Here is a 19,173-nt window from a genome sequence, read left to right on the forward strand (position 1 = left end):
AATGGCAATTAAGGTTTATAAGCCGACTATCAACTCCAGAAGAAATATGTCGGTTATTGATTATTCAGGACTTTCAAAGGTTGCCCCCGAGAAGAGCTTGCTTGCTCCCCTTAACAAAAAGGCAGGACGTAACAGCTACGGCAGAATCACCGTTCGTCACAGAGGCGGCGGCAACAGAAGAAAGTATCGTATCATCGACTTCAAGCGCAACAAGTTTGACGTTGAGGGTATCGTAAAGACAATCGAGTACGATCCCAACCGTTCCGCGTTCATCGCGCTGGTTGAGTACGCAGACGGCGAAAAGTCGTACATCCTCGCTCCCGAGGGTCTTAAGGTAGGCTACAAGGTAGTATCAGGTCCCAACGCCGACATCAAGATCGGTAACGCGCTTCCCCTTACCTCTATCCCCGTCGGTACCTTCGTACACAACATCGAGCTCTATCCCGGAAGAGGCGCTCAGCTCGCCCGTTCCGCAGGCAACATGGCTCAGCTCATGGCAAGAGAGAACGGCTACGCGCTCTTAAGACTTCCCTCCAACGAGCTGAGAAACGTTCCCGAGACCTGCATGGCGACAATCGGCCAGGTTTCCAACCCCGACCACTTCAACGTGAAGATCGGTAAGGCGGGCAGAAAGAGAAACATGGGCTGGCGTCCCACCGTACGCGGTTCCGTAATGAACCCGAACGACCACCCGCACGGCGGTGGTGAGGGTAAATCACCCGTCGGTCGTCCCGGACCTGTTACCCCGTGGGGTAAGCCCGCTCTCGGCTATAAGACACGTAAGCACAACAAGCAGAGCGACAAGCTTATCGTTCGCAGAAGAAACGGTAAGTAAGGGCAGAAAGGAGCTTAAACAATGAGTAGAAGTACTAAAAAGGGTCCTTTTGTTCAGCCTGTACTGCTCAAAAGAGTCCTTGAAATGAACGAAAAGGGCGAAAAGAGAATTCTCAAGACATGGTCTAGAAGTTCCACAATTTTCCCCGAGTTCGTCGGTCATACATTTGCGGTTCATGACGGCCGCAAGCACGTTCCGGTATACGTAACAGAGGATATGGTTGGTCACAAGCTCGGCGAGTTTGCGCCCACAAGAACCTTTAAGGGTCACGCCGGTTCAAAGACCAGCAAATAAGCGGAAGGAGAGTTTTGCAAATGGAAGCTAAGGCAATTGCGAAGTTTGTTCGCGTTTCACCCCGCAAGGTTGGCGTTGTTCTTGACCTCATCAGAGGCAAGGACGTCAAGTACGCGGAAGCTGTTCTCAAGCACACTCCCAAGGCCGCTTGCGAGCCGCTTCTCAAGCTGCTCAAGTCAGCTATGGCAAATGCTGAGAACAACCATGACATGGATGTATCCAGGCTCTACGTTGCCGAGTGCAACGCGACAGCAGGCCCCATCCTTAAAAGAATTCGTCCCAGAGCACAGGGCAGAGCGTTCCGCATCAACAAGAGAACTTCTCACATCACCCTTGTACTCAAGGAAAAAGAAGACTAAGGGGAGGTTTAGATTATGGGTCAGAAAGTTAATCCGCACGGACTGCGTGTGGGCGTAATCAAAGATTGGGATTCCCGTTGGTACGCAAGCAAGAAGGATTTCGGCGCTACTCTCGCCGAGGACTATAAGCTGCGTCAGACGCTCAAAAAGCAGCTCTACAACTTCGGTATCTCCAAGATCGAAATCGAGAGAGACGGCAAGAAGGTAAAGATCAGCATCCACACCGCCAAGCCCGGTCTTGTAATCGGCAAGGGCGGCGCTGAGATCGAGAAGCTCAAGGCTCAGTGCGAGAAGATGCTCAGTAAGCCCGTCGCTATCAATATTGTTGAGGTAAAGGCTCCCGAGCTCGACGCTCAGCTCACAGCCGAGAGCATCGCTCAGCAGCTCGAAAAGAGAATTTCCTTCCGCCGCGCTATGAAGCAGAGCATCGGCAACGCGATGCGCAGAGGCGCGAAGGGTATCAAGATCATGTGCTCAGGCCGTCTCGGCGGCGCGGAGATCGCGCGCAGCGAGCAGTATCACGAGGGCACCATTCCGCTTCAGACACTCCGTGCCGACATCGACTACGGCTTTGCTGAGGCAAATACCACCTACGGTAAGGTCGGCGTAAAGGTTTGGCTCTACAAGGGTGAGGTTCTCAACGTCAGCGAGGATAAGCCCAGAAGACGTCCCCGCAGAGACAGAGAAGGAGGCAGAAAATAATGTTAATGCCTAAGAGAGTAAAGTACAGAAGAGTTCACCGCGGCCGCATGACCGGCAAGGCTCTTCGCGGAAATACCGTTACCTACGGTCAGTACGGCCTTCAGGCGTGCGAGCCCGGTTGGATCACCTCCAACCAGATCGAGGCCGCGCGTATCGCGATGACCCGTTACTGCAAGCGTTTCGGTAAGGTATGGATCAAGATTTTCCCCGACAAGCCCGTTACCGCGCGTCCCGCTGAAACCCGAATGGGTAAAGGTAAAGGTAATGTCGAGTACTGGGTAGCAGTCGTTAAGCCCCAGAGAGTAATGTTCGAGCTTGCGGGCGTCGATGAGGCAACCGCACGCGAGGCGCTCCGTCTGGCTTCTCACAAGCTCCCCGTTAAGTGCAAGTTCGTCAAGAAAGAGGAGGGTGAGCAGTAATGAAAGCATCAGAACTCAGAGAACTTTCCGTTGAAGAGCTTCAGACAAAGCTCACAGAGCTCAAGGAAGAGCTTTTCAACCTTCGTTTCCAGCTTGCTGTCAATCAGCTCGAAAATTCATCAAGAATCGGCGCCGTCAAGAAGGACATCGCGAGAGTTTCCACCGTTCTTCGTCAGCGTGAGCTCGGCTTTGACGCTTAATGAGAGGAGGACGTTACAGTGAGTGATAGAAATATGAGAAAGACCGTTATCGGTAAGGTAGTGTCCGACAAGATGGACAAGACCATCGTTGTAGCGGTTGAGGACAGCGTAAAGCATAAGCTTTACAACAAGATCGTAAAGAGAACCGTCCGCTTCAAGGCGCACGACGAGAACAACGAGTGCGGCAAGGGCGACAGAGTAAAGATTATGGAGACCCGTCCTCTTTCCAAGGATAAGAGATGGAGACTCGTCGAGATTATTGAGAAGGCTAAATAAGTTTATTTTAGCAGCCTATTAACACGAAGAGCCGTATCCCGGCAGTCCCTCGGGAAAGGGAATATGGCTTGACAGCAATTAAAGGAGGAATCGACTGTGATTCAGCAGCAAACTATCCTCAAGGTTGCCGACAACACCGGCGCAAAGGAACTTATGTGCATTCGTGTACTCGGCGGTACCGGCAGGAGATATGCCAACATTGGCGATATTATCGTTGCTTCTGTTAAAAAAGCAGCGCCCGGCGGCGTTGTTAAAAAGGGCGACGTTGTAAGAGCTGTAGTTGTACGCTCCGCTAAGGGCGTAAGACGTGAGGACGGAACATATATCCGCTTCGACGAGAACGCAGCAGTTATCATCAAGGAAGATAAGAACCCCCGCGGTACTCGTATCTTCGGACCCGTTGCGAGAGAGCTTCGTGATAAGGACTTCATGAAGATTCTGTCCCTCGCTCCGGAAGTACTTTAATGGAGGTGTCACGCAATGAGTAAGGTTCATGTAAAGACAGGCGACACCGTTATCGTAATCAGCGGTAAGGACAAGGGCAAGAAGGGTCAGGTTATGGCCGTAAGCCCCAAGGAAGGCAAGGTTATCGTAGAGAAGGTCAATATGGTATCCAAGCACGTAAAGCCCAGAAAGATGGGCGAAGCAGGCGGCATCATCAAGGCCGAAGGCGCTATGTATGCTTCCAAGGTCCAGATTTACTGCCCCCGCTGCAAGAAGGCCACAAGAGTTGCCCACAAGATCTATGAGGATGGCACCAAGGGCAGAATTTGCGCCAAGTGCGGCGAAGCGCTTTAAGGAGGATATAAGAAATGGCAAGACTGAAAGAATTATATGTTAAAGAAGTTGCACCTGCTCTTATGAACAAGTTCTCCTACAAGAGCACAATGCAGATCCCCAAGCTCGACAAGATCGTTATCAACGTCGGCGCGGGCGAGGCGAGAGAGAACAGCAAGGCTATCGACGCTATCGTTAAGGATATCGCGGCAATCACCGGCCAGAAGCCCATGGTTTGCCACGCGAGAAAGTCCGTCGCTAACTTCAAGCTCAGAGAGGGTATGCCCATCGGCGTCAAAGTTACCCTCAGAGGCGAGAGAATGTACGAGTTCCTCGACCGTTTCTTCAACGTCGCTCTCCCCAGAGTACGCGACTTCAGAGGCATCAACCCCAACTCCTTCGACGGACGCGGCAACTACAATATGGGCCTCAGAGAGCAGCTCATCTTCCCGGAGATCGACTATGACAAGATTGACAAGGTTCGCGGCATGGACATCTGCTTCGTAACCACCGCAACCACAGACGAAGAGGCACGCGAGCTCCTCACGCTCATGGGCGCTCCGTTTTCAAAGTAAGGAGGGATTGTTGTGGCTAAGACATCAATGAAAGTTAAGCAGCAGAGAAAGCAGAAGTTCTCGACCAGAGAGTACACAAGATGCAGCATCTGTGGTAGACCACACGCCTACCTCCGCAAGTATGGTATTTGTCGTATTTGCTTCCGTGAGCTCGCTTACAAGGGCGAGATCCCGGGCGTAAAGAAAGCAAGCTGGTAAGGAGGAATAAGGTAATGCAGATTACAGATACAATAGCTGATTTACTGACCCGCATCCGCAACGCGAACGCGGCGAAGCACGATTCTGTTGAAATTCCCGCCTCAAACCTCAAGAAGTCGATTTGTCAGATTCTTGCGGACGAGGGCTACATCAAGAGCTTCACAGTAATCGAGGACGGCAAGCAGGGCATTATCAAGGTAACTCTCAAGTACCTTGAGGGCAAAAGACCCGTTATCACAGGTCTGCGCCGTGTTTCAAAGCCCGGCCTGCGTATTTACAGTAATGCAGAGGATATGCCCAAGGTAATGAAGGGTCTTGGCGTGGCGATCATCTCCACCTCCAAGGGTGTTATGACCGACCGCGAGGCAAGACGTCAGCACGTTGGCGGCGAGGTTCTCGCTTACATTTGGTAAGAGGAGGTGCGATCATGTCTCGAATTGGAAGAAAACCGATAAATATTCCCGCGGGCGTTGACGTTAAGGTCGACGGCAGCGTAATCACCGTCAAGGGCGCTAAGGGTGAGCTCAGCTACACCTTCAACCCCAACATGACGGTAGAGGTCAAGGATGGCGCGATTGAGGTCAGCCGTCCCGACGACAACAAAATGAACCGTTCACTTCACGGCCTGACAAGAACACTGATCAACAATATGGTGATCGGCGTAACAGAGGGCTATGTGAAGGAGCTTAAGGTAAACGGCGTCGGTTACCGTGTACAGAAGCAGGGTAACAAGTGCGTTATGAACCTCGGTTACTCACACCAGGTCATCGTTGAGGATACCGCGGACATCAAGATTGAGGTTCCGGATCCCAACACAATCAAGATTGTCGGCATTGATAAGCAAAAGGTTGGTCAGTTTGCTGCCGAGGTCAGAGAGAAGCGTCCGCCCGAGCCTTATAAGGGCAAGGGTATCCGTTACGCTGACGAGTATATCCACCGCAAGGAAGGCAAGGCCGGTAAGGGCAAATAATTAAGGAGTGAATCAATATGGTAAGCAGACCTGATACAAAAAAGGCGCGCATCAAACGCCATAAGAGAGTCCGTGCGAAGATCAGCGGTACTCCCGAATGTCCCCGTTTGTGCGTATTCCGCTCCACCAACAACATCTACGCTCAGATCATTGATGACGTAGCGGGTGTTACTCTTGCTCAGGCTTCCAGCCTTGACAAGTCAATCACAGGTAACGGCGGAAACAAAGAGGCAGCCAGAGCTGTCGGCAAGCTTGTTGCTCAGCGCGCTCAGGAGAAGAACATCACCGACGTCGTATTCGACAGAGGCGGCAACATCTATCACGGCCGTGTGAAAGAATTGGCCGAAGGCGCCCGTGAGGGCGGCCTCAATTTCTAAGGAACAGGAGGAATCACTTTGGCTAATAAAGTAGAAGTAACAGGCGAGTTAAAGGAAAGAGTTGTCACCATTAACCGCGTATCAAAGACGGTTAAGGGCGGACGTATCTTCAAGTTCGCGGCTCTCGTGGTTGTCGGCGACGGCAACGGCGTTGTCGGCTTCGGCATCGGCAAGGCGGGCGAGGTACCCGACGCTATCCGCAAGGGTATCGAGGACGCCAAGAAGAACCTGATGAAGATTTCGCTCAGAGGCACCACCATTCCTCACGAGATCATCGGCGAGTTCGGCGCAGGCAGAGTTCTTATGAAGCCCGCCGCACCCGGTACCGGCGTTATCGCGGGCGGCCCCGTCCGTGCGGTAGTTGAGGCAGTCGGCATCAAGGATATCCGTACAAAAGCTCTCCGTTCAAACAACCCCTGCAACGTAGTCCGCGCTACTCTCGCAGGTCTCAGCGCTCTCAGAACCGCTGAGGAGGTTGCCGCTATCCGCGGTAAGTCCGTTAAGGAAATTTTATAATAAGGGAGGCTGCAAGTTATGACAATTAAGTTGGTAAAGAGCCTCATCGGCTCCAAGAAGGATCAGATTGCAACCGCCCACGCTCTCGGTCTGAAGAAAATCGGCGACGTTACAACACAGCCCGACAACCCCCAGACAAAGGGCAAGGTAGCAAAAATCATCCACCTCGTAGAGGTTAGTGAAGCGTAAGCAAGGAGGTGCGAACAATGAAGTTACATGAACTTTCTCCGGTTGAGGGCTCCAAGAAGAAGTCCAAGAGAATCGGCAGAGGTCACGGTTCAGGCTGGGGCAAGACAGCAGGCAAGGGACATAAGGGTCAGAAGGCCCGTTCCGGCGGCAGCATCCGTCCCGGTTTTGAAGGCGGTCAGATGCCGCTCCAGCGCCGCGTTCCCAAGAGAGGTTTCAACAACATCTTTGCTAAAAACGTGGTAGCTGTTAACCTCAGCGCTCTTAACAGAAAGTTTAACGACGGCGACACTGTTGATGCAGAGGCTCTCAAGGCAGCAGGCGTTGTCAAGAACGGCTTTGACGCTGTTAAGGTACTCGGCAACGGTAAAATCGACAAGAAGCTCAACGTTAAAGTTTCTGCCTATTCCAAATCAGCAAAGGCGGCGATCGAAGCTGCCGGTGGAAAGGCGGAGGTGATCTAAGTGTTAAAGACAATCCGCAACGCTTGGTCAATCCCCGATCTGAGAAAAAAGATTCTTTTCACCCTGCTGATCATCATCGTATTCAGAATCGGTTCGGTAATCCCCGTTCCGTTCCTCGATACAAACGTTCTCACGGCGGTTATGGCGCCTGCCAACTCCCTCACGGACGGCAGCTCCAACATGATCGCCTACCTGAACACCCTTTCGGGCGGCGCGTTCTCAAACGCAACGCTCTTCGCTATGGGTATCACACCCTACATCAACAGCTCGATTATCATTCAGCTCCTCTGCGTAGCTATTCCCGCTCTTGAGCGCCTCACCAAGGAAGGCGAGGCGGGCAGAAGAAAGATCGGCACCATCACACGTTACGTCACCGTAGCGCTCGGACTTATCCAGGGTACCGCATACTTCTTCTACCTCAAGAACACCGTCTGCACAGAAGAGGGCGACTACTACGGCAAGCACATCACCGTTTACAACGAGGGCTTCTCGATGGTATTCGCGGGCATCGTTATCGTGCTCGTGTTCACAGCGGGTACCGCTCTGATGATGTGGCTCGGCGAGCAGATCAACAAGTACGGCATCGGCAACGGTATCTCAATGCTCCTGTTTGCGGGCATCATCGCAAGACTTCCCGTTACCGTCCGCACCCTCGCGGCTTACTGGAACCTCGGTTTCGGTGACGGCACCGCGGGCGCTGCAGATCCGAAGTTCTTCATCTTCGTAATCGTCTGGGTACTTATCTTCCTCGCAATCATCTGGCTGATCACCTTTATGCAGGACTCCGAGAGAAGAATCCCCATTCAGTACGCGAAGCGCGTAGTCGGCAGAAAGATGTACGGCGGACAGTCCAGCTTCCTTCCCATCAAGGTTGCTCTGGGCGGCGTTCTCCCCATCATCTTCGCGAGCTCGATCCTTTCAATCCCCAGTACGATCAACCTCTTCCTCAATGTCAAGGAAGGCTTCTGGAAGGCGTTCTTCGACGCGTTCAACACAAGCAACTGGCTCTACATTGTACTGTACTTTATCCTGATTCTGATGTTCGCTTATTTCTATACCACCATTCAGTACAACCCTGTTGAAATGGCGAATAACCTCAAATCAAACAACGGCACCGTCCCGGGTATCCGTCCCGGTGCTCCCACCGCCGCCTATATCAAGAATATTCTTTCGAGAGTAACTCTTATCGGCGCGCTGTTCCTCTCAGTTATCGCGCTCGTACCCCTGGTATTCTCCGCGGCGACAGGAATGCACGGCCTCTCAATGGGCGGTACATCAATCATCATTATCGTCGGCGTTGCACTTGAGACCGTAAAACAGCTCGAGTCACAGATGATGATGCGTCATTACAAAGGTTTTCTTGACTAATCAGTTAAAATGAGGTATAATAATATGAACATTATCATGTTAGGCGCTCCCGGTGCAGGTAAAGGCACTCAAGCCGCTGTACTTTGTGAGCATTTTGGTATTCCCACTATTTCAACCGGCAACATGATTCGTGAGGCGCTGAAAAACGGCACTGAGATGGGTCTGAAGGCAAAGTCCTACATGGACGACGGCAAGCTCGTTCCCGACGAGGTAGTCATCGGCATCGTCAAGGAAAGACTTGGCGAGGATGACTGCAAGAAGGGCTTCATTCTTGACGGATTCCCCAGAACCATTCCTCAGGCTGAGGCTCTGGACGCTATGGGCGTGGAGATCCAGTACGTCATCAACATCGACGTAGCTGATGAAACCATCACCAGACGTATGTCCGGACGCCGTGTCTGCGAAAATTGCGGCAGACCCTATCACATTGAGAGCTTGAAGCCTCAGAAGGATGGAGTTTGCGACGATTGCGGCGGCACCCTTGTTCAGCGCAAGGACGACCACCCCGACACCGTGCTCGCTCGTCTTGCTGTATATCACAAGGAGACCGAGCCTCTCGCCGACTACTACCGTAAGCAGGGTAAGCTTGTGAACGTAGAAGGCAGGAACACCGTCGCTGAGACCACAGCGGCTGTCCTCGAGGCGATTGAGGCTTAAGCATGGTTCAAATCAAAACAGCGCGGGAACTTTCCCTTATGAAAGACGCTTGCCGCATCTCCGCACAGGCGTTACGCGCTGCGGGTGAGGCGATACGCCCAGGCGTATCCACCCTCGAGATAGACACTATTGTCCGCCACTATATCGAGAAACAGGGTGCCACACCCTCGTTTCTCGGTTACGGCGGATTTCCCGCGAGCGCTTGTATTTCCGTAAACAACGTGGTCATCCATGGCATACCCGACAAATATACCGTCCTGCGTGAAGGCGATATCGTGAGCGTAGACACCGGAGCCTGTTATAAGGGCTATCACGGCGACAACGCATACACCTTCGCCTGCGGCAGAATCAGCGAAAACGCCGAAAAGCTGCTGAACGCCACGCGGGAGAGCCTGTATGAGGGAATTAAGCAGGCAACCGTCGGCAACCGCATTGGCGATATCGGCAGCGCGGTTCAGAGGTATGTCGAAGCTCGCAGTTACTCGGTGGTACGAAATTACGTCGGCCACGGCGTAGGTGCGAATTTGCATGAGGACCCAAGCGTACCTAACTACGGTACACCCCATCGGGGACTAAAGCTGCTCCCCGGCATGACAATCGCCATTGAACCGATGGTGAACGAGGGCACATATCACGTTCGCGTGATGCCCGACAAGTGGACGGTCAAGACCGTCGACGGCAAGCTGAGCGCTCATTTCGAGCACACGGTTGCCATCACCCCCGACGGCCCCAGAATCATGACCATTTGTGACTGAGGTGACTTATGGACATAGTCAAGGGCAGCGTCGTCAGGGCAAAGGCGGGAAGAGACAAGGATAAGTTCTTTGTCGTCCTGCAAACGGACGGTGAGTACGCGCTCATCGCCGACGGCAAAAGGCGCAGGGTCGAGCACCCGAAGCGCAAAAAGCTGAAACACCTGTCGCCGACAAACACGGCGCACAACGGTTCATTGGAAACGAATCCGAAGATAAAACAGATTTTACGCGATTTTAACGGAGGCAAATAATGTCAAAGCAGGATGTAATTGAAGTAGAAGGTATCGTAAGAGAGGCGCTCCCGAACGCGCAGTTCAAGGTAGAGCTTCAGAACGGTCACATGATTTTAGCTGTTATTTCAGGCAAGCTGAGGATGAACTTCATCCGCATTTTGCCGGGCGACAAGGTCACCGTGGAGATGTCTCCATACGACCTGAGCAGAGGCAGGATTACTTGGAGAAGTAAGTAATTCTAAACACAACACAGACTTTAACATGGAAAGGAATGATTCTTAGTGAAAGTCAGACCTTCAGTAAAGAAAATGTGCGACAAGTGCAAGGTAATCAAGAGAAAAGGCAAGATTCTGGTTATCTGCGAGAACCCGAAGCACAAGCAGCGTCAGGGCTGAGTTTTTTTCCTCGCGTACTTCGGCGCGGCGGTATTATTTACCGCGAGTTTTCGCGTGAGAGGTTCGATATTTTCCGAACTCCGCGAAACTTTCTATCAGGTCAGTCTGCTGACCTAAAATTCAAAATCTACTTTTTATTAAATATGGAGGTGCAACTGAATGGCTCGTATAGCAGGTGTTGACTTACCGAGAGACAAAAGAGTTGAGATCGGTCTCACTTATATCTTCGGTATCGGACGTAAAACTGCAACAGACATTATTGCTGCAACAGGTGTAAATCCTGACACTCGTGTCAGAGATTTGACAGAAGAAGATGTATCAAAGCTCAGAGAGTACATCGAGCACAACTGCCGTGTAGAAGGTGACCTTCGCCGCGACATCGCCTATGATATCAAAAGACTTATCGATATCGGCTGCTACCGCGGTGTACGTCACAGAAAGGGTCTCCCCGTAAGAGGTCAGCGTTCAAAGACTAACGCCCGTACCCGCAAGGGTCCCCGCAAGACCATGGCAAACAAGAAGAAGTAAGGAGGTACGACTATGGCAGCACCAAAGGGTAAGAAGGTTATCCGCCGTCGTCGTGAGCGTAAGCACATCGAAAAAGGCGCAGCGCATATCCAGTCTACATTCAACAACACAATCGTTACGATTTCCGATACACAGGGCAACGCTGTTTCATGGGCAAGCGCAGGCGAGCTCGGCTTCAGAGGTTCCAAGAAGTCCACTCCGTTCGCGGCTCAGTCCGCTGCAGAGACCGCTGCAAGAGCAGCTATGGAGCACGGTATGAAATACGTTGAAGTATACGTAAAGGGTCCCGGACAGGGCAGAGAGGCAGCGATTCGTGCGCTTCAGACCGCAGGTCTTGAGGTAACGATGATCAAAGACGTTACTCCCATTCCCCACAACGGATGCCGTCCTCCCAAGAGAAGACGCGTATAGTATAATTTAAGGAGGATAACTTTTATGGCTAAAAATATGCAGCCTATCGCCAAGCGCTGCAGAGCGCTCGGCTTATCGCCCGCTGTAATGGGTTACAGCAAAAAGACTTCCAACAGAAACCCCGGCGGCAAAATGAGAAGAAAAAAGAGCGAGTACAGCATGCAGCTGACCGAGAAGCAGAAGGTAAAGTTTATTTACGGCATTCTCGAGAAGCAGTTCCGCGCGTACTACGAGAAGGCTGAGAAGGCTGAAGGCAAGACGGGTGAGGAGCTCCTCTCCATCGTTGAGCGCAGACTCGACAACGTCGTATTCAGACTCGGTCTTGCGGCTACACGCCGTGAGGCAAGACAGCTCGTTAACCACGCTCACTTCACCGTAAACGGCAAGAAGGTCAACATTCCCTCCTACATCGTCAAGGTAGGCGACGTAATCGAGGTCAAGGAGAAGAGCCGTTCCACCACACGCTTCAAGGCTATCGCTGAGGGCGAGAACGCTTCCATGCTCACTCCCAAGTGGCTTGAAAAGAACGAGAACCTCCTCGGCGGCAAGGTCGTAGCGCTTCCCCAGAGAGACGACATCGACTATCCCGTTGAAGAGCACCTCATCGTTGAGTTGTACTCCAAGTAATCATCTATCGGCTGATTTTTCAGCGTTTATATCCACAGGAAGATTACACAAGCGGCCGCCAACGCCATTGGCGGCATGACGAAGGAGGATTCGCGAATGATTGAAATTGAAAAGCCAAGAATTGAAACAGCGGAATTAACCGAAGACGGCAAGTACGGTAAGTTCGTTGTTGAGCCGCTCGAGCGCGGCTTCGGCAACACTCTCGGCAACAGCCTGCGCAGAGTGCTGCTTTCCTCACTTGAAGGCTGTGCTGTCACATCTCTCAAGATTGACGGCGTTCTTCACGAATTTTCAACTATCCCCGGTGTAAAAGAGGACGTCACCGAGATCGTACTCAACATGAAGAGCCTGGTCGCCAAGCTGGTCGACGTCGCTCCCAAGGTAGTCACAATCGACGCCGAGGGTCCATGCGAAGTCACCGCAGCCAGCATCAAGGCTGACAGCGAGGTTGAGATCCTTAACCCTGAGCTTCACATCGCCACTCTCGGCGAGGGCGCGAAGCTCAACATGGAGATCACCATCGACAAGGGCAGAGGTTATGTTCCCGGCGAGCGCAACAAGCAGCTCACAGGCAACAACGTCATCGGCGTGCTTCCGATCGACTCCATCTATACACCTGTATTAAAGGTCAACTACACCGTCGACAACACCCGTGTCGGTCAGATCACCGACTACGACAAGCTCACGCTCGACGTGTGGACAAACGGCGTAATCAACGCCGAAGAGGCGGTTTCCCTTGCGGCAAAGGTGCTCACCGAGCATCTCAACCTGTTCGTAAACCTCTCCGACAAGGCTTCCTCCGCGGAGGTCATGGTCGAGAAGGACGACAAGGGCAAGGAGAAAATCCTCGAAATGACTATCGAGGATCTCGACCTTTCGGTTCGTTCGTTCAACTGCCTCAAGCGCGCAGGTATTAATACAGTTGAAGATTTAATTAACAAGTCCGAAGAGGATATGATGAAGGTTCGCAACCTCGGCAGAAAGTCGCTCGAGGAAGTCGTTCAGAAGCTCAATTCTCTCGGTTTCAGTCTTCAGAAGGAAGACGAATAAATACCCTTTCAAAACTACGGTAAAGGAGTGAATACCATGCCAGGTACAAGAAAACTGGGAAGAACTACCGCGCAGAGAACCGCTATGCTTCGCGCAATGGTTACCTTCCTTCTCGAAAACGGCAAAATTGAGACCACCAATACTCGTGCCAAGGAAGTTCAGGCTATGGCAGAGAAGATGATTACTACAGCAAAGGACAACACCCTGCACAACAGACGCCTCGTGCTCGCGTTCGTTACCAAAGAGGACGTTGTTTCCAAGCTGTTCAGCGAGATTGCTCCCAAGTACGCTGACCGCAACGGCGGCTACACAAGAGTTACCAAGATCGGTCCCCGTCGCGGCGACGGCGCCGAGATGGCTGTCATCGAGCTGGTTTAAGTTAATTGCAAAACGCCCGGAGTTTTCCGGGCGTTTTTTGTGCCGGTGGGCACTTTCTCCGCCTTTTGAAAAGTCAGGTAATGACTAATACTTTCATTAACGGCGGGTCAAAATAATGTAGTGACAGCCCTTGTGGCTATCAGGACTTTCATAAGAAAAAGGCAGCGTTTCCAACTGAGGAAACGCTGCCGTATTTTTGTGAAGGACCAAGGTCTGTAGTCGAACGTCAGAATTCGCAATAGCACTTCCCGCGAAAATCCTGACGCTGCCGAATAAACTGACTTATAGTACGCGATCCGCCCGCGGGCGCGTCCCCGCCGAAGTCAGCGAACGTGAGATTTCACGGTAACATCTCCCGCGAAAAACCCGACGCTGCCTAACAACAAACCTTTAGTACGCGAGGAAAATCAATCGAAGAATTTGCGGTGGATAGCTCTGACGGCTGCGTCGGCGTCGTCAGCGTTAATGAGTACCGAAATCTTGATCTCGGAGGTGCTGATCATGCGGATATTGATCTGAGCCTCATAGAGAGCCTCGAACATCTTCGCGGCTACGCCTGCGTGGCTCTCCATGCCTGCGCCTACGATAGAGATCTTGGCTACGTCCTCGTCGAGGAGAATGTCGCTCGCGCCGTGGGAGATAACATAATCCTTGAGAGCGTCTACGGCAGCCTGACCGTGGCTCTTGGCTACGGTGAAGGAGATGTCCTTCTTGTCGTGCTGACCGATGGACTGGAGAATGATGTCTACGTTGATGCCCTTCTTCGCAAGACGTGAGAACATCTTGAACGCGATACCCGGGGTGTTGGGTACGCCCTTGACTGAAATTCTGGCAACCTCTGTATCCTTAGCGACGCCGCTGATTAACATTTTTTCCATTTTTGTATTCTCCTTTACGATTGTGCCGGGCGCCTGTGTCAGTGATGAGAGCACCTCGAGCTCGATATTGTATTTCTTCGCCATTTCTACCGAACGGTTGTTGAGTACCTGCGCGCCGAGCGTCGCGAGCTCGAGCATTTCGTCGTACGAAATCTCGTCGAGCTTCTTCGCGTTCTCTACCTTGCGCGGGTCAGCCGTGAATACGCCCTCAACGTCTGTGTAAATCTGACAGAGGTCTGCGTGCATTGCCGCAGCGATTGCTACCGCGCTTGTGTCGGAACCGCCTCTGCCGAGGGTGGTGATGTCGCCGCGCTTGTTTAACCCCTGAAAGCCCGCTACGACAACGATGTTGCGGCGGTCGATAGCCTCCTGGATTCTCGACGGGTCAACGCGCTTGATACGCGCCGCTGTGTGCGCGGAAGAGGTCTCGAAGCCTGCCTGCCAGCCCAAGAGCGAGGTCACGTGATAACCGAGCTTCTCAATAGCCATCGCAAGCAGCGCGATTGAGATCTGCTCGCCTGCCGCGAGAAGCATATCCTGCTCACGCTTGGAGGCTTTGGGGTTGATCTCCATCTGCTTGTCAACGAGCACGTCGGTGAAGTCGCCCTGCGCTGATACGACAACGACAACGTCGTTGCCCTTGGCGTAGGTGTCTGTGACGATCTTCGCCACGTTCATTACGCGTTCGGCGTTGGCAACTGAGGTGCCGCCGAATTTCTGAACAATCAAACTCATTTCTAATATACTCCCTTTTTTGCATTCGGACGGTGTCCGCCCTGAATTTGCTTGATTACTGCTTTGTTAGTTTATCTTACAGGTCGCCGATGCGGATCGTCGAGAGGATCTCAACGCCGTCTGAGGCGAGCTTGTTGATCTTTTCAGTGAACTCACCGTAGGACATAGCCTTTGTGGTGAACGCCGCTCTGTCGCCGCCGTGGGTGCTCAGCGACTGTACTGCGCCGAAGATACCCTCTGCCTTTGCGATAGCGTCCTTGCCCTTTACGCGGACGTACATGGCGAATACGGACTCGCTGACATTGATGATGTTGCTGCCGTTGCCGTCTGTCCAGAACAGGAAGCGTCTCTTCTTGAGATGCTGGCAGCAGTCGACGATATCGGCTACAACAGCGCTCGCTGTGGGCAGCTTGCCTGCGCCCTTGCCGTAGAATACGACGTCGCCCGTGCAGTCGCCGCGAACCATGATGCCGTTGAACTCGTTGTCAATGTTCGCGAGCTGGCTCTTGAGGGGAACGAGCATAGGAGCGGTGATGATGTCGATCTTGTTGTTCTTGAGCTTCTTGACTCTGCCGATGAGCTTGATGACGCAGCCGAACTTCTCGGCGTACTTGACGTCCTCAAGCGTGATTTTGGTAATGCCCTCGGTATGTACGGAATCGGGATAAACGTGCTTTCCGAAGGCGAGAGAAGCGAGAATACAAATCTTGCGGCAAGCGTCGTGACCCTCGATATCAGCTGTCGGATCCTTCTCTGCAAAGCCCAGCTCCTGAGCGAGCTTGAGAGCGTCCGCGAACTGCATGCCGTCCTCGATCATCTTGGTGAGAATGAAGTTGGTTGTGCCGTTGAGGATACCCGCGATCTCGTCTACGATGTTTGCGACGAGGCACTGGTTCATCGGGCGGATAATCGGAATGCCGCCGCCGACGGAGGCCTCAAAGAGAAAGTTGACGTTGTTTTCCTTTGCGAGAGCAAGCAGCTCTGCGCCGTACGCCGCGACAAGCTCCTTGTTGGAGGTGACAACGCTCTTGCCCGCCTTGATGCAGCGGGAAACGAACTCATAGGACGGGTGAAGTCCGCCCATGACCTCGACGACAACGCGGATCTCGAGGTCGTTGATGATCTCCTCAAAATCCTTTGTGAATCTGTCCGCGATCGGGCTGTCGGGGAACTCGCGAAGGTCGAGAACCTTCTTGATGTAGATTTCCTCGCCGAGACGCGCGAACAGCTTCTGCTTGTGCGTCAGCAGGATTTCGGCGACGCCCGAACCGACAACGCCGTGTCCCATAATAGCTATTGATACCATATTCTTACCATCCTTTTATAGTTACTAATATCTTACAGGCTGAATTATTCTATAACAGCGTCGGCGCTGCTCTGACCGCCGCCACCGCCGCCACCGCCGCCTTGCTCGGGCGGTACAACCGGACCTTCTGAGCTTTCGGCTGAGGATTGACCGCCGCCACCGCCGCCGGAGGACTGGCTGCTTTCGCCGCCGGAGCTGCTGCTGCCGCCGCCGGAGCCGCTGCTTTCGCCGCCGCTGCCGGAGCTTTCACCGCCGCCGCCGCTGTAGGCGTTCCAGTCGTAGGTCGAGTCATCGTACCACGCCGAGCCGAACGCGGGCATGTTGTCCTCGGTGTAGTAACCGACGTACTTGCCCGAAACGCTGTCGGTGGAGATCACAAGACCCGTAACGGGGTTGTAGGTCGCGGGAATGAGGTTCTTGGAGATTTTGTACTCCTTCTGTTCCTTGTCCTTGAGGTACTCGCCCATTACGTTGGCGAAGAACTTCGCGGAGCGTGTTTTGTCGGAAATCGTCTGGGGACTGTCAAAGCCCGTCCAGGTCGCCATGACCGCGTAGGGCGACATTCCGCAGAACCAGCAGTCGCGGTCGCTGTCGGTGGTACCTGTCTTGCCGACGATGTCCCAGCCCGGAACGCGCGCGTACATTGCGTAGGTGTTCTGTGAGTTTTCGACGTTGTAGTGCAGCAGGCGGTTCATGATGCCCGCTGTTTCCGCTGAATACGCCTGCTTGGGCACGGCGTCGCGGTTATCGAGGATAATGTTGTCCTCGGAGTCGGTGATATAGTAGTAGGTGTAGGGCTTGTAGTACAGACCCTCGTTGCCCATGTAGGTGTAGGCTGACGCCATCTCGCGGACGGTGACACCGCCGTTGAGACCGCCGATAGACAGCGCACCTGTGTTGACGCCGTCAAGCTCGGTGAGGTGCTTGAAGTTCATCTTTGTTATAGCCTGCTCGTATGCGACCGACGGGCCGCCGATAAGCTCCATGACCTGAACCGCGACGGCGTTCGAGGAGCGCTCGATAGCGTCGGGCAGGAGAATGTTGCCGAGATACGAGCCGTAGGCGTTCTTAGGACCTGAGATGTAGCCGCCCGAGGCCTCGTCGTATTCGTACTTCTCGATCGGTTCGTCGAGAACGGTCGAGGAGAAGTAGAGCTGCTTGTTTTCGATAGCGATGGGGTAGACAAAGAGGGGCTTGATCGAAGAACCGGGCTGCAGCGCCGAGTGAGCCGCTCTGTCCCACGCGAGGTCGGTGGTCTTGCGGTTTGAGCTGCCGACGGTCGCGATTACTCTTCCGTCGAAGTCCATAAGTACCGAACCCAGCTCGATGCTCGGGTCGGCGCTCTTGTCGATGTTCATCGCTTCCTTCTCGATGTAGTTCTGCATCTTCTCGTCCATCGCGCAGTAGATTTTCAGACCCTCGGTGTAGATTTTCTCACTCGCCGCGTCGGGGCTGATGTTGTAGTACCGCGCAAGGTCGTCGCGCAGGTCGTAGAAGAGCTGGTCGTAGTACCAGTTCTGAACGTCGTTGTCCTCGTCGTCCTCGTCCTCGGACGCGCTCTTGAAGCCCACGAAGGTCATCTTCGCGCTCTCGGACATAGCCTCGTCATATTCCTTCTTGGTCTTGATGACGCCCTGATCGTACATCTCGCTGAGAATCAGCTCGCGGCGTTCGCGGTTGTTCTCGGGATAGATCAGAGGGTTCCAGCGCGAGGGGTTCTGGGTAATGCCGGCGATAGCGGCGCATTCGGCGAGCGAGCAGTCCTTGATGCTCTTGCCGAAGTAAAGCTGAGCCGCCGCCTCGACGCCCTGACAGTTGTTGCCGTAGTTTACGACGTTGAGGTATGCCTCGAGGATCTGGTCTTTTGTGTATTCCTGCTCGAGCTTGAGCGCCTTGCAGATCTCGCGCAGCTTACGGTTGATACTCACCTCGTTGTCGTCGGTGATGTTCTTGATGAGCTGCTGGGTGATAGTGGAGCCGCCGTAGGAATCGCTGCCCGTTGCGAGCATAGCGACCGCCGAGAGGGTACGCTGCCAGTCAACGCCGTTGTGCTCGTAGAAGCGCTTATCCTCGATCGCGACCTGTGCTTCCTTCATGTAATCGGGAATGTTCTGGTTATCGACCCAGATGCGGTTCTCGGTGCTGTAGAGCTTCCGCGTTTCGGTGAACTCGCCCGTGTCGCTGTCCTTGATGAAAATGCGGCTGGTCTGGTTCAAGGATTTCGCCTTGAGGTCGATACCCGTAGGCTCAGACGCCAGCGCGATGATGTAGATGGCAAGCGATATCGCCGTTACGATACCCGCCACCGCGAGCACCGAGAAGATAGTCAGCAAAAACTTGCCCAAGCCCTTGAAGAACCGTTTTGCGCCGCTTTCGCTCCGCTTGTAGGTGATTTCAGGTTGCTGCTCGGGTGTTTTGCCCATGTAGCTGCTGATATCAGTTTCACGTTTGTTACGCATAAGAACTCCTTGTACAGTGGTCAAATAATGTTTTTTGATTTATTTTTGTGGTAAGGCGCGGTCGTTTACGGTACTACCGCCGCCATTGTAAACATTAGTAAAGTTTATTATAGCACTTTTTCGGGAAAAAATAAATATGTAAATCAAAATTTCAGATAAAAAAATTGTGTTTTTCACCTTGCGATTTTATTGAAAAGGGTGAATAATGCGCATATAAACGGAAATGCTAAGAGAAAAAGGAAGGA

The 19,173-nt window shown here is 53.0% G+C and carries 31 protein-coding genes; 28 read left to right on the forward strand and 3 right to left on the reverse strand.

The features are described from left to right. Window position 1: 1 nt before the first annotated feature. From rplB to rplQ, 28 genes are all read left to right on the forward strand, one after another. The gene (rplB, locus tag AB1I49_RS00880) at window positions 2–835 is read left to right on the forward strand and encodes a 50S ribosomal protein L2 (RefSeq protein WP_186833776.1); all 834 of its coding nucleotides are present in this window, start codon (window positions 2–4) and stop codon (window positions 833–835) included. A gap of 21 nt (window positions 836–856) precedes the next feature. Next, window positions 857–1,129, forward strand: a complete 273-nt coding sequence (gene rpsS / locus AB1I49_RS00885; protein ID WP_092965927.1) for a 30S ribosomal protein S19 — start codon at window positions 857–859, stop codon at window positions 1,127–1,129. Window positions 1,130–1,149: 20 nt separating this feature from the next. Beyond that, window positions 1,150–1,488 carry a 50S ribosomal protein L22 gene (rplV, locus tag AB1I49_RS00890; RefSeq protein WP_186833777.1) on the forward strand — a complete coding sequence of 113 codons (339 nt, stop codon included), beginning with the start codon at window positions 1,150–1,152 and terminating at the stop codon, window positions 1,486–1,488. Window positions 1,489–1,503: 15 nt separating this feature from the next. Further along, on the forward strand, window positions 1,504–2,190 hold the full coding sequence (gene rpsC, locus AB1I49_RS00895; RefSeq protein ID WP_186833778.1) for a 30S ribosomal protein S3: 687 nt from the start codon (window positions 1,504–1,506) through the stop codon (window positions 2,188–2,190). Beyond that, window positions 2,190–2,609 (forward strand): 50S ribosomal protein L16, encoded by a 420-nt coding sequence (rplP, locus tag AB1I49_RS00900; RefSeq protein ID WP_186833779.1) that lies wholly within the window; start codon window positions 2,190–2,192, stop codon window positions 2,607–2,609. Before rpsC ends, rplP begins: the two co-directional genes overlap by 1 nt. After that, on the forward strand, window positions 2,609–2,809 hold the full coding sequence (gene rpmC, locus AB1I49_RS00905) for a 50S ribosomal protein L29 (protein WP_186833780.1): 201 nt from the start codon (window positions 2,609–2,611) through the stop codon (window positions 2,807–2,809). The genes rplP and rpmC overlap by 1 nt, the downstream gene beginning before the upstream one ends. Window positions 2,810–2,827: 18 nt before the next feature. Then, a complete protein-coding gene (gene rpsQ, locus AB1I49_RS00910) occupies window positions 2,828–3,085 on the forward strand; it encodes a 30S ribosomal protein S17 (RefSeq protein ID WP_186833781.1) in 258 nt (85 codons plus the stop codon). A gap of 96 nt (window positions 3,086–3,181) precedes the next feature. Further along, the gene (gene rplN / locus AB1I49_RS00915; protein ID WP_186833782.1) at window positions 3,182–3,550 is read left to right on the forward strand and encodes a 50S ribosomal protein L14; all 369 of its coding nucleotides are present in this window, start codon (window positions 3,182–3,184) and stop codon (window positions 3,548–3,550) included. A 15-nt stretch (window positions 3,551–3,565) separates the two neighbouring features. Next, a complete protein-coding gene (rplX, locus tag AB1I49_RS00920) occupies window positions 3,566–3,883 on the forward strand; it encodes a 50S ribosomal protein L24 (RefSeq protein ID WP_186833783.1) in 318 nt (105 codons plus the stop codon). 14 nt (window positions 3,884–3,897) lie between these two features. Then, window positions 3,898–4,437 carry a 50S ribosomal protein L5 gene (rplE, locus tag AB1I49_RS00925; RefSeq protein ID WP_186833784.1) on the forward strand — a complete coding sequence of 180 codons (540 nt, stop codon included), beginning with the start codon at window positions 3,898–3,900 and terminating at the stop codon, window positions 4,435–4,437. Between the two features lie 12 nt (window positions 4,438–4,449). After that, window positions 4,450–4,635: a type Z 30S ribosomal protein S14 gene (locus AB1I49_RS00930; protein ID WP_186833785.1), complete on the forward strand. Its 186-nt coding sequence runs from the start codon at window positions 4,450–4,452 to the stop codon at window positions 4,633–4,635. 14 nt (window positions 4,636–4,649) lie between these two features. Next, window positions 4,650–5,048: a 30S ribosomal protein S8 gene (gene rpsH, locus AB1I49_RS00935; protein WP_186833786.1), complete on the forward strand. Its 399-nt coding sequence runs from the start codon at window positions 4,650–4,652 to the stop codon at window positions 5,046–5,048. Between the two features lie 14 nt (window positions 5,049–5,062). Then, window positions 5,063–5,605 carry a 50S ribosomal protein L6 gene (gene rplF, locus AB1I49_RS00940; RefSeq protein ID WP_186833787.1) on the forward strand — a complete coding sequence of 181 codons (543 nt, stop codon included), beginning with the start codon at window positions 5,063–5,065 and terminating at the stop codon, window positions 5,603–5,605. 17 nt (window positions 5,606–5,622) lie between these two features. After that, the gene (rplR, locus tag AB1I49_RS00945; RefSeq protein ID WP_186833788.1) at window positions 5,623–5,982 is read left to right on the forward strand and encodes a 50S ribosomal protein L18; all 360 of its coding nucleotides are present in this window, start codon (window positions 5,623–5,625) and stop codon (window positions 5,980–5,982) included. An 18-nt stretch (window positions 5,983–6,000) separates the two neighbouring features. After that, entirely contained in the window at window positions 6,001–6,498 is a 498-nt protein-coding gene (gene rpsE, locus AB1I49_RS00950; protein WP_186833789.1) for a 30S ribosomal protein S5, read from the forward strand. A gap of 18 nt (window positions 6,499–6,516) precedes the next feature. Beyond that, window positions 6,517–6,687, forward strand: a complete 171-nt coding sequence (gene rpmD / locus AB1I49_RS00955; protein ID WP_176789765.1) for a 50S ribosomal protein L30 — start codon at window positions 6,517–6,519, stop codon at window positions 6,685–6,687. Between the two features lie 17 nt (window positions 6,688–6,704). Then, window positions 6,705–7,148, forward strand: coding sequence for a 50S ribosomal protein L15 (gene rplO / locus AB1I49_RS00960; RefSeq protein ID WP_186833790.1), 444 nt, complete (start codon window positions 6,705–6,707; stop codon window positions 7,146–7,148). Further along, on the forward strand, window positions 7,149–8,516 hold the full coding sequence (gene secY / locus AB1I49_RS00965; protein WP_186833791.1) for a preprotein translocase subunit SecY: 1,368 nt from the start codon (window positions 7,149–7,151) through the stop codon (window positions 8,514–8,516). A 24-nt stretch (window positions 8,517–8,540) separates the two neighbouring features. Next, window positions 8,541–9,173, forward strand: a complete 633-nt coding sequence (locus AB1I49_RS00970; RefSeq protein WP_186833792.1) for an adenylate kinase — start codon at window positions 8,541–8,543, stop codon at window positions 9,171–9,173. Between the two features lie 2 nt (window positions 9,174–9,175). After that, window positions 9,176–9,928: a type I methionyl aminopeptidase gene (gene map / locus AB1I49_RS00975; RefSeq protein WP_407721161.1), complete on the forward strand. Its 753-nt coding sequence runs from the start codon at window positions 9,176–9,178 to the stop codon at window positions 9,926–9,928. A gap of 8 nt (window positions 9,929–9,936) precedes the next feature. Beyond that, a complete protein-coding gene (locus tag AB1I49_RS00980; RefSeq protein WP_186833794.1) occupies window positions 9,937–10,179 on the forward strand; it encodes a KOW domain-containing RNA-binding protein in 243 nt (80 codons plus the stop codon). Next, complete coding sequence (infA, locus tag AB1I49_RS00985; RefSeq protein WP_186833795.1) at window positions 10,179–10,397, forward strand: translation initiation factor IF-1; 219 nt, start codon at window positions 10,179–10,181, stop codon at window positions 10,395–10,397. Before AB1I49_RS00980 ends, infA begins: the two co-directional genes overlap by 1 nt. A 45-nt stretch (window positions 10,398–10,442) precedes the next feature. Beyond that, entirely contained in the window at window positions 10,443–10,556 is a 114-nt protein-coding gene (gene rpmJ / locus AB1I49_RS00990) for a 50S ribosomal protein L36 (protein ID WP_015523208.1), read from the forward strand. A gap of 159 nt (window positions 10,557–10,715) precedes the next feature. Continuing rightward, complete coding sequence (rpsM, locus tag AB1I49_RS00995; protein WP_092965883.1) at window positions 10,716–11,084, forward strand: 30S ribosomal protein S13; 369 nt, start codon at window positions 10,716–10,718, stop codon at window positions 11,082–11,084. A gap of 12 nt (window positions 11,085–11,096) precedes the next feature. Beyond that, window positions 11,097–11,495, forward strand: a complete 399-nt coding sequence (gene rpsK / locus AB1I49_RS01000; protein ID WP_092965881.1) for a 30S ribosomal protein S11 — start codon at window positions 11,097–11,099, stop codon at window positions 11,493–11,495. 24 nt (window positions 11,496–11,519) lie between these two features. Next, on the forward strand, window positions 11,520–12,122 hold the full coding sequence (gene rpsD / locus AB1I49_RS01005) for a 30S ribosomal protein S4 (protein WP_186833796.1): 603 nt from the start codon (window positions 11,520–11,522) through the stop codon (window positions 12,120–12,122). 96 nt (window positions 12,123–12,218) lie between these two features. Then, a complete protein-coding gene (locus AB1I49_RS01010) occupies window positions 12,219–13,172 on the forward strand; it encodes a DNA-directed RNA polymerase subunit alpha (protein WP_186833797.1) in 954 nt (317 codons plus the stop codon). Between the two features lie 36 nt (window positions 13,173–13,208). Then, window positions 13,209–13,550, forward strand: a complete 342-nt coding sequence (gene rplQ, locus AB1I49_RS01015) for a 50S ribosomal protein L17 (RefSeq protein WP_186833798.1) — start codon at window positions 13,209–13,211, stop codon at window positions 13,548–13,550. Between the two features lie 407 nt (window positions 13,551–13,957). Here rplQ and AB1I49_RS01020 read toward each other — a convergent pair whose 3' ends face one another. The 3 genes from AB1I49_RS01020 to AB1I49_RS01030 form a co-directional block, all read right to left on the reverse strand. Then, the gene (locus AB1I49_RS01020) at window positions 13,958–15,163 is read right to left on the reverse strand and encodes an aspartate kinase (RefSeq protein WP_186833800.1); all 1,206 of its coding nucleotides are present in this window, start codon (window positions 15,161–15,163) and stop codon (window positions 13,958–13,960) included. 76 nt (window positions 15,164–15,239) lie between these two features. Continuing rightward, window positions 15,240–16,469 carry a homoserine dehydrogenase gene (locus tag AB1I49_RS01025; RefSeq protein ID WP_186833801.1) on the reverse strand — a complete coding sequence of 410 codons (1,230 nt, stop codon included), beginning with the start codon at window positions 16,467–16,469 and terminating at the stop codon, window positions 15,240–15,242. 44 nt (window positions 16,470–16,513) lie between these two features. Beyond that, window positions 16,514–18,928, reverse strand: coding sequence for a transglycosylase domain-containing protein (locus tag AB1I49_RS01030; RefSeq protein WP_407721162.1), 2,415 nt, complete (start codon window positions 18,926–18,928; stop codon window positions 16,514–16,516). Between the last annotated feature and the right edge of the window lie 245 nt (window positions 18,929–19,173).

Origin of the sequence: Ruminococcus sp. NATIVEDY160 (genome assembly GCF_045819885.1) — a bacterium.
Lineage (GTDB): Bacteria > Bacillota > Clostridia > Oscillospirales > Acutalibacteraceae > Ruminococcoides.

Bases quoted from the DNA above. Each gene is read 5' to 3' on its own strand.
- rpsS (WP_092965927.1), top strand. From the start codon at position 857: ATGAGTAGAAGTACTAAAAAGGGTCCTTTTGTTCAGCCTGTACTGCTC.
- infA (WP_186833795.1), top strand. From the start codon at position 10,179: ATGTCAAAGCAGGATGTAATTGAAGTAGAAGGTATCGTAAGAGAGGCG.
- rpsH (WP_186833786.1), top strand. From the start codon at position 4,650: ATGCAGATTACAGATACAATAGCTGATTTACTGACCCGCATCCGCAAC.
- rplR (WP_186833788.1), top strand. From the start codon at position 5,623: ATGGTAAGCAGACCTGATACAAAAAAGGCGCGCATCAAACGCCATAAG.
- AB1I49_RS01020 (WP_186833800.1), bottom strand. From the start codon at position 15,163: ATGAGTTTGATTGTTCAGAAATTCGGCGGCACCTCAGTTGCCAACGCC.
- rpsM (WP_092965883.1), top strand. From the start codon at position 10,716: ATGGCTCGTATAGCAGGTGTTGACTTACCGAGAGACAAAAGAGTTGAG.
- AB1I49_RS00970 (WP_186833792.1), top strand. From the start codon at position 8,541: ATGAACATTATCATGTTAGGCGCTCCCGGTGCAGGTAAAGGCACTCAA.
- rpmC (WP_186833780.1), top strand. From the start codon at position 2,609: ATGAAAGCATCAGAACTCAGAGAACTTTCCGTTGAAGAGCTTCAGACA.
- AB1I49_RS01010 (WP_186833797.1), top strand. From the start codon at position 12,219: ATGATTGAAATTGAAAAGCCAAGAATTGAAACAGCGGAATTAACCGAA.
- rpsC (WP_186833778.1), top strand. From the start codon at position 1,504: ATGGGTCAGAAAGTTAATCCGCACGGACTGCGTGTGGGCGTAATCAAA.
- AB1I49_RS01030 (WP_407721162.1), bottom strand. From the start codon at position 18,928: ATGCGTAACAAACGTGAAACTGATATCAGCAGCTACATGGGCAAAACA.
- rplX (WP_186833783.1), top strand. From the start codon at position 3,566: ATGAGTAAGGTTCATGTAAAGACAGGCGACACCGTTATCGTAATCAGC.
- rplE (WP_186833784.1), top strand. From the start codon at position 3,898: ATGGCAAGACTGAAAGAATTATATGTTAAAGAAGTTGCACCTGCTCTT.
- rplO (WP_186833790.1), top strand. From the start codon at position 6,705: ATGAAGTTACATGAACTTTCTCCGGTTGAGGGCTCCAAGAAGAAGTCC.
- map (WP_407721161.1), top strand. From the start codon at position 9,176: ATGGTTCAAATCAAAACAGCGCGGGAACTTTCCCTTATGAAAGACGCT.
- rpsK (WP_092965881.1), top strand. From the start codon at position 11,097: ATGGCAGCACCAAAGGGTAAGAAGGTTATCCGCCGTCGTCGTGAGCGT.
- rpsD (WP_186833796.1), top strand. From the start codon at position 11,520: ATGGCTAAAAATATGCAGCCTATCGCCAAGCGCTGCAGAGCGCTCGGC.
- rplQ (WP_186833798.1), top strand. From the start codon at position 13,209: ATGCCAGGTACAAGAAAACTGGGAAGAACTACCGCGCAGAGAACCGCT.
- AB1I49_RS01025 (WP_186833801.1), bottom strand. From the start codon at position 16,469: ATGGTATCAATAGCTATTATGGGACACGGCGTTGTCGGTTCGGGCGTC.
- rplB (WP_186833776.1), top strand. From the start codon at position 2: ATGGCAATTAAGGTTTATAAGCCGACTATCAACTCCAGAAGAAATATG.
- rplP (WP_186833779.1), top strand. From the start codon at position 2,190: ATGTTAATGCCTAAGAGAGTAAAGTACAGAAGAGTTCACCGCGGCCGC.
- rplV (WP_186833777.1), top strand. From the start codon at position 1,150: ATGGAAGCTAAGGCAATTGCGAAGTTTGTTCGCGTTTCACCCCGCAAG.
- rplF (WP_186833787.1), top strand. From the start codon at position 5,063: ATGTCTCGAATTGGAAGAAAACCGATAAATATTCCCGCGGGCGTTGAC.
- rpmD (WP_176789765.1), top strand. From the start codon at position 6,517: ATGACAATTAAGTTGGTAAAGAGCCTCATCGGCTCCAAGAAGGATCAG.
- AB1I49_RS00980 (WP_186833794.1), top strand. From the start codon at position 9,937: ATGGACATAGTCAAGGGCAGCGTCGTCAGGGCAAAGGCGGGAAGAGAC.